Source organism: Flavobacterium cupreum, from assembly GCF_003996965.1.
GTDB lineage: Bacteria > Bacteroidota > Bacteroidia > Flavobacteriales > Flavobacteriaceae > Flavobacterium > Flavobacterium cupreum.
The window spans coordinates 1-325 of the sequence record NZ_QWDM01000162.1 but is presented as its reverse complement, the minus strand read 5'-3'; the positions used below and the strand labels follow the sequence as shown (position 1 = coordinate 325).

The following is a 325-nucleotide window of genomic DNA, read 5'->3' as shown; positions in this document are numbered from 1 at the left end:
CTTGCCAAGTTTTTTTGACCATGTCGGCCAGATTGAACTGAAATCGCCATATATTTTTGGCAAATAAGGGAACGCATTTTGATAGGCCAACGCATTATCAAATGCTATTTTCTGTATAGCTTTCCATGTCTTATTAGAAGCGGGTTTGTCGATGACACCGAAAAGTGAATCTGCAGGCAGAAGCGCACCATCGGTAAGGCCAAATAATTTACACCAAAGTTTTCTTCGCAAGTCATAAACCTTCGCACTAACGGGAGTGACGGACCTGCCATCAATTTGCACAGGCACCGACGTATCGTCTCTAATAATTACGGCAAGCTCGGAA

General features: G+C 43.4%; 1 protein-coding gene. It reads right to left on the bottom strand.

The window, feature by feature from the left end; genetic code table 11:
• Positions 1-325: hypothetical protein (locus tag D0817_RS27050; RefSeq protein ID WP_202866537.1), on the bottom strand; the 325-nt coding region annotated here is incomplete at both ends.